Source organism: Mycolicibacterium agri (assembly GCF_002553505.1).
Taxonomy (GTDB): Bacteria; Actinomycetota; Actinomycetes; order Mycobacteriales; family Mycobacteriaceae; genus Mycobacterium; species Mycobacterium agri.
Genome location: NZ_PDCP01000156.1, coordinates 1 through 6713 on the forward strand (window position 1 = coordinate 1; position 6713 = coordinate 6713).

General features: G+C 65.7%; 7 protein-coding genes, 1 other RNA gene and 1 pseudogene. 4 read left to right on the forward strand and 5 right to left on the reverse strand.

Features of this window, described 5'->3' with window-relative positions; translation table 11 throughout:
• Positions 1-681: 681 nt before the first annotated feature.
• From CQY20_RS32875 to CQY20_RS32885, 3 genes are read right to left on the reverse strand one after another with little or no spacing between them, the layout of a single operon-like run.
• Positions 682-1176 carry a methyltransferase family protein gene (locus CQY20_RS32875; RefSeq protein WP_097945380.1) on the reverse strand — a complete coding sequence of 165 codons (495 nt, stop codon included), beginning with the start codon at positions 1174-1176 and terminating at the stop codon, positions 682-684.
• A 14-nt stretch (positions 1177-1190) separates the two neighbouring features.
• Positions 1191-1619 carry a VOC family protein gene (locus tag CQY20_RS32880; protein ID WP_097945382.1) on the reverse strand — a complete coding sequence of 143 codons (429 nt, stop codon included), beginning with the start codon at positions 1617-1619 and terminating at the stop codon, positions 1191-1193.
• 10 nt (positions 1620-1629) lie between these two features.
• Entirely contained in the window at positions 1630-2082 is a 453-nt protein-coding gene (locus CQY20_RS32885; RefSeq protein ID WP_097945384.1) for a helix-turn-helix transcriptional regulator, read from the reverse strand.
• Positions 2083-2104: 22 nt separating this feature from the next.
• Here CQY20_RS32885 and rnpB point away from each other — a divergent pair.
• Positions 2105-2506, forward strand: an RNA gene (gene rnpB, locus CQY20_RS32890) — RNase P RNA component class A.
• Positions 2507-2512: 6 nt separating this feature from the next.
• Here the strand turns inward: rnpB and CQY20_RS32895 are convergent.
• Positions 2513-4021 carry a CYTH and CHAD domain-containing protein gene (locus CQY20_RS32895; RefSeq protein ID WP_097945386.1) on the reverse strand — a complete coding sequence of 503 codons (1509 nt, stop codon included), beginning with the start codon at positions 4019-4021 and terminating at the stop codon, positions 2513-2515.
• Positions 4022-4089: 68 nt separating this feature from the next.
• Here CQY20_RS32895 and CQY20_RS32900 point away from each other — a divergent pair, with 68 nt between their 5' ends.
• Positions 4090-4758, forward strand: a complete 669-nt coding sequence (locus CQY20_RS32900; protein WP_097945388.1) for a TetR/AcrR family transcriptional regulator — start codon at positions 4090-4092, stop codon at positions 4756-4758.
• Positions 4755-5534, forward strand: a complete 780-nt coding sequence (locus CQY20_RS32905; RefSeq protein ID WP_097945390.1) for an enoyl-CoA hydratase/isomerase family protein — start codon at positions 4755-4757, stop codon at positions 5532-5534. Before CQY20_RS32900 ends, CQY20_RS32905 begins: the two co-directional genes overlap by 4 nt.
• 13 nt (positions 5535-5547) lie before the next feature.
• On the opposite strand, the gene panB is transcribed toward CQY20_RS32905, so the two are convergent.
• Entirely contained in the window at positions 5548-6387 is an 840-nt protein-coding gene (gene panB, locus CQY20_RS32910) for a 3-methyl-2-oxobutanoate hydroxymethyltransferase (RefSeq protein WP_097945392.1), read from the reverse strand.
• Positions 6388-6528: 141 nt separating this feature from the next.
• On the opposite strand from panB, the pseudogene CQY20_RS35820 reads away from it, so the two are divergent.
• A pseudogene (locus CQY20_RS35820) lies at positions 6529-6636 on the forward strand (wax ester/triacylglycerol synthase family O-acyltransferase); the annotation flags it as partial.
• Positions 6637-6713: the final 77 nt, after the last annotated feature.

A 6713-nucleotide genomic window follows, 5' to 3' on the forward strand; every position in this document is an offset into this window, starting at 1 on the left:
CTACGATGCATCACGGACCGACCAACCCCTGGTCGGAATCCAATAGCTCGAGCCTCCGGCGAATCCAGGGCGATTCAACCCACTCAGCCAGATCGAGCGCGAGAAGGCCGCACCCCGACGCCGCCGCACCCGCGCCCAAAACCGCGCCGCCCACATCCAAACCCTCCGCCGCAACAACAGCGAACTGGCCGCCCACATCATCACCGAACGCACAAACCCCCACCCTTCTAAGACGTTGCCGCCCAACCCATCGCACGGCAACCGTGAATGCAATCCGGGGCCGATCACCCGATTGCTGGAGTCGTTCAGCCCTGCTCTGCTGCAGGGTCAGTCCGCTAAGTACAGCGAGTAGTGCCCGGGCCCAGTTTGGTAGCAGTATGAGTAGCTGTTGCCGATGGCATTTGCCTGCCTGGCCGCGCTCTGACATGCCGCTTGATTCGGTCCGAAGTCGATGTAATCGTCGGCGGTGGCGACTGCTGTGTCGACCAAAGACGCGGTGACAGCGCAAGCTCCAAGCAGAGCCACCTTGAGACTGAATCGCATAGAAAGGCTCCTCGCCCGAACTTGGGATGATGTGGGGGGCACACTACGGCATCGATGGATGCGGGCGGAACAGTTTGCTAGAAAAGGGCACTCGGCTGTCTGCAAAACCTCACCGCTGTCCGCCAAACCCCACCCTTTCTAAGGCCCTTTCCACGGCGTGAGGCGGGGAGTCCACGCCGGTACGTTGCGGCGGTATTCATCGTATTGATCGCCGTAAGTCCTTGCGAGCGTGGGGTCTTCGTACCACCGCACGAATGACGCGGTGATGATCCACCCGATGATCGCGTACACGACGAGCCAGATGCTGTCGAAAAGCAGTGCCTGGCCGAGGATTGCGGTCAGCAAACCGGCATACATCGGATTGCGCACGAAGCGGTTGAATCCCGTCACGACCAGACGTTCGGTCGGCGCGACGGGCATCGGCGTGCCGCCGGCCTTGACGAACTCGACGAAGGCGTGAACCGGCGGTATGAGCCCGAGCACGATGAGCGCGCCGCCCAGAATCAGCCGCAAGGGCGGGCTGGACTCGGGGATCTCCCAGCGGGTGATCAGCCACGGGCCCAGCCCCACTAATGTCCCTGGCGCGACAACGAAGAAAACCGCGGACGCGAGGGCGGCGGCGGGGGTACGCACCGCCCAAGTATTGCCTATGTGTTCGGGAAATCTTCCGAAAGTTGGGTCAGGCGCGCGCTATTGCCGGACGGATCGCGGAATCCGGAGTCGATGCCGTACGGCAACTGGGTCGGAGGTTCGGTGAACTCGACACCGCGCTCGGTCATCTCCCGGTAGGACTTCTCGATGTCGTCGGTGACCAGGAATACGGTGCCTGCAAAGCCCTTCGCGGTCAGGTCGAGCACCTGCTTGCGCGTGGCGTCATCCATGAGCGGCTCGCCGGGCACGGCCATCAGCACGATCGACACGTCGTCTTGTCCCGGCGGGCCGACCGTCAACCACCGAAAGTTCTCGTTGGGCAACGTAACGTCCTGGCGCACTTCCATACCGACCTTCTCGGTCCAGAACTTCAGCGCCACTTCCTGGTCGTGCACCCACAGGTGCGTCCTTGCGATTTTGATCATGGCGACGACGCTAGGGCTCCTCGGCGCGGTCCGTCTTCTCCCGGTGTGCTGTCTTCACCCGGCTGTCGGCTGGCGGGCGGGTGTCGCGGGCGAGGATGCAACTGGGCACGGGCGCCTGCGTCACGGCCGGCGGCAGGCTCGCGCGGTAGGCGGCGGGCGGCAGGCCGTACACCCGGGCAAAGCTCGTCGTGAAGGAGCCGACACTCTGCAATCCGACCATCACGCAGATGTCGGCGACCGACCGATCGGTGTAGCGCAGCAGGGCCGCCGCACGTTCCAACCGTCGCGTCTGCAGATAGGCACTGGGGGACTCGCCGAACGTCCGGGTGAACATCCGGCTGAAGTGGGCTCGCGACAGGCCGGCCGCGGCCGCCAGATCGTCGACGGTGATGGGGTCGGCGTAGCGCGAATCGACCAGATCCTTCGCTCGTTGTAGATAACGAGCGGGAACAACCTGCGCCATCTGAATATTATGTATGGGCGAACGAGTTGGCCGGGCGGCCGCGGGTCGTCGCTGAGACGACACGAGGAAAGTCCGGACTTCACAGAGCAGGGTGGTTGCTAACGGCAACCCGGGGTGACCCGCGGGAAAGTGCCACAGAAAACAGACCGCCACCGGAAACGGTGGTAAGGGTGAAACGGTGCGGTAAGAGCGCACCAGCATTCCGGGTGACCGGAATGGCTCGGCAAACCCCACCCGAAGCAAGGCCAAGAAGACCGCACGTGGTGCGGTTGCGCAGACGCTTGAGGGTTGCTCGCCCGATGTCTGCGGGTAGGCCGCTTGAGGCACCCGGTGACGGGATGTCCAGATGGATGGTCGCCGCCTCGTCGCCGTGATGGTCCGCGGCGGTGAGGAACAGAATCCGGCTTACAGGCCAACTCGTTCGCCCCGCCTATCGGGCCTTGCGCACCGCCTTCTTCAGTTTCGACAGCGCCTTGTCCAGCTGCCGACGCGCGTTCTGGGCCAGCTGGTCTTCCCTCGCGTAGAGCAGCCCGTAGGTGAAGGTGTCCTCGCCCGCCGCGTGCGCCGCCTCGGCCTGCTGACTCAAATGGGTACGGCTGACGACGCTGTCCTGGTGATCGCCAAGCAGGGTCTGGATCTGCTTGGCCCGCTCCGACACCTCGTCCGCCCCGGTCGCCGCGGCAGTGTAGCGAAGCCGTTTGGCTCCCTTGCGAATTCGGTGCAGCGCCTCGTCACGCTCCTCATCGGCGGCGGCCTTCGCGGCGTTCTTTGCGGCTTTGCGTACGCGCTTGTACGCGGCGTCGATGGTGGTTTCGGCCTGCTCGTCGGCCGCGACCGGCGCTGGCTCGGCGGCGACCAGACCCTCGAGCGCGTCCAGCAGACGGAAGTAGCGTTCGGAGCGCATCGCGGCCACCGCCCGGCGCAGACCGGACTTGTAGCGTCGCTTCGCGCCCTCGACCAACCGCTCCCGAATGGGCCCGCGCACCAACTCGTCCGGCAGTTCGTCCAACGCCTTCTCATAGCGCTCGGCCAGCACTTCGGCATCGCGGGCTACACCCAGCACGGCGGCCAACTGCCGCAGTTCCTCGAGAATCCACGCGTCGCTGGAGATGCCGAACGCGCCCTCGGACGCCTGCAGCAGGCTGCGGATCTTGCGTGTGGTCACCCGCATCTGGTGCACCGAGTCGTAGACGTCGGCGCGCACCGCACGATCCCACGCGATCAACTGCTCCACCTGTTCGGCGACGGCGCGGCGGATCGGATCCGACGCCTTCCTCGACGCCTTCGTCGACGCCTTCGTCGCCGCGTGGTCGTCGTCGCTGGCGTCGCTCGCCAGCACCCGGGCCAGTTTCGACCCGTGTTCGGCGGGCACCGCCCCCGCGTCCAGGAGCCGGTTGGAAAGCCGGTCCAACAGCTCCGGCGGTGCGCCCTCGGCCAGCTCCAGTTCCCATTCGCGCCAGTGCTGCTCGTCGCCGCCCTCGGCCGACGCGGTCACGTTGTCGTCGCTGAACTCGGCGATGGGTGATCCGTCGGCGCCGTAGAGAACGTCCACGGTGCGTTCGGTGCTGATCCTCGCGACGGGCGCCAGCGGCCGGTCCCGAACGATGGCCAGCACCACGTCCTTCAGCGACTCCGGCACCGCGCCGCCGTCGTCGTCCAGAGGCGCCCGCACCTCCGTGCGAGCGTCGGGGCCCGCGGGCAACTTGAGGTGCCAGCCCTCATCCGGCCCGCCGGTGCGCCTGCGCAACGTGATCCGGCGGCGAGCCAGATCGTGGCCAGGGGTGTCGAAGTAGACGGCCTCCAGGTGCTGTGCGGGCGAGCGTTCCACCCGCGCCACCGCCGAAAGCCCATCGAACGACGGCGACACCGTGGAATCGACGACGTCGAACTTGCGCTCGACCTCGGTATGCCGGGAGGTTTTCGGCGTGTTCGCAGCCATCTCGACCTTCGTTTGTGGACTTTGGTGAGCTCAGCGTGCCATACCCGGATCAATGTCAGAATCTGCCCATGTACAGCGACGGCCGTGGTCGTCCACGGCTGGAACGCTCGCGGCGGCCGGGTAGAAGTGCGCGCGAGGAGATTCTCGACGCGGCCGCCGAACTGTTCACCGCCCAAGGCTATGCGCGCACGTCGACCCGGCAGATCGCCGAGGCCGTCGGCATCCGTCAGGCCTCGCTTTATCACCACTTCGGCACCAAGGACGACATCCTCGATGCGCTGCTGTGGGGCACGATCGACGATCCGCTGCGGTTGGCGGGGGAGCTGCTCACCGAGGACGGGCCTGCGGCGCCGTTGCTGCACGCGCTGGTCGTGTTCGACGTCGGCCAGCTCTGCACGGGTCGCTGGAACCTCGGCGCGCTCTATCTTCTGCCCGAATTACGGACGCCGCGCTTCCAGCCGTTCCGTTTGCGTCGCGGCGAGTTGCGCGACCGCTACGCCGCACTGGCCCGCCGGGTGATCGCCGAGTCCGCCGGCCCGGATGACGCCTACGACCTGCCCTTCCGGCTGGTGGAGTCGGTGATCAACCGCCGCTCCGACGGCGAGGGCCGACTGGCCGATCAGCCGTGGATCATCGCCGAGGCGGCGCTGCGCACGCTGGGCTTCGCGGGAGACTTCGCCGCGCTGCGGACGCTGACCGGCCAGCGGCTGAGGCTCACCGATAAAGTCCACGTGTGACCGAATACCAGACCATCAGTCTCGAACAGTCCGGCCCCATCGCGCGGATCACATTGAATCGGCCCGAAGCCGCAAACGGCATGAACAACACCATGACTCGGGAGTTGGCCGATGCCGCGGCTCGCTGTGACAGCGACGCGACAAGGGTTGTGGTTTTGACTGGTGCGGGCCGATTCTTTTCTGCCGGAGGCGATCTCAAGGATTTCGCCGGCGCAGCCGATCGCGGGCGTCACATCAAGGGTGTCGCCGACGATCTGCACCGCGCGATCTCGACGTTCGCGCGGATGAACGCCGTGCTGATCACCGCGGTCAACGGCACTGCTGCCGGTGCGGGCTTCTCGCTGGCGGTGACAGGGGATCTGGTTCTGGCCGCCGAATCGGCGTCGTTCACGATGGCCTACACCAAGGTCGGGCTCAGCCCCGACGGCAGCGCGTCCTACTTCCTGCCCCGGCTGATCGGCATCACCAAGACCAAGGAGCTGATGCTGACCAACCGCACGCTGTCGGCGCAAGAGGCCTCGCAGTGGGGGTTGGTCACCGAGGTGGTGCCCGGCGCCGAGCTAACCGCCAGGGCCGATCAGCTTGCGACCCAAATGGCCGCCACCGCAAGCGGATCCAACGGTGCGGTCAAGGCGTTGATGTTGACGACGTTCTCCAGCGGGCTCGAAGAGCAGATGGAGCTCGAGGGCCGCACCATCGCGCAGCGCGCCGAGTCCGCACAGGGCCGCGAAGGCGTCGACGCCTTCATGGCCAAGCGCAAGCCGGACTTCGCCTAATACCGCCTAATACCTAGTAGCTGTGCTCGTCGTCGGGGAACACGCCGCTGGCTACTTCCTCGGCGAATTGCGTTGCGGCATTGCGCAATTCGGTGCCAACGTCGCCGAAGCGCTTGACGAACTTGGCGGTCTTACCGCTGGTCATGCCCGCCATGTCCTGCCAAACCAGAACCTGCGCATCGCAATTCGGTCCCGCGCCGATGCCGATGGTCGGAATGGTCAGCTTGCCGGTGATCTGGGTGGCCAGTTCCGCGGGCACCATCTCCAGTACGACGGCGACCGCACCGGCCTCCTGCACGGCGATCGCATCGTGGATGGTCTGCTCGGCGGCGTCGCCGCGGCCTTGCACCCGGAACCCGCCTAGGCCGTTGACGCTTTGCGGCGTGAAACCGATGTGCGCGATCACGGGAATGCCTGCTTGCGTCAGCGTCGCGATCTGATCGGCCACGCGCTCGCCGCCCTCGAGCTTGATGGCGTGCGCGCCGGTCTCCTTCATGAAACGGGTGGCGCTCTCCAGCGCCTTCTGCGGGCCCGGCTCGTAGCTGCCGAACGGCAGGTCGGCCACTACCAGCGCGTGCGGGGCGCCCCGTACCACGCCGCGAACCAGCGGAATGAGTTCGTCAATGGTCACCGGCACCGTGGTGTCGTAGCCGTAGACCACGTTGGCGGCGGAGTCGCCGACCAGCAGCACCGGAATGTCGGCGTCATCGAAGATGCGGGCGGTGGAGTAGTCGTACGCGGTCAGCATGGCCCACTTGTGGCCTTCTGCCTTCCACTTGTGAAGGTGATGAGTGCGGACCTTCGTGCGCGGTTTCGTCGTTCCGGCAGCACCGTAAACGGTCTGTTCAGACATCGTTGTCCCTCGTGGCTGTTTCGGGTCGATCCTCGTGGCCCAATGCGGGTCCCCGGGCTCGTCTGACCTCCTAAGTCTGCCACCGGTGACGAAGAAGATGAACTTCAGGTTAAGTGGATTTCCTCACACTACGATCGCGTCATGCAACGGCTCAGCGGACTTGACGCCAGCTTCCTCTACCTCGAAACGGCCGCCCAGCCACTGCATGTGTGTTCGATCTTGGAACTCGATACGGCCACCATGCCGGGCTGAATCGCCCTGGAAATGCTGGAGGCTCCTGACCTTGGAAACGAGGATGCAGGTATGCCGAAGGAACAGTCGCCTGG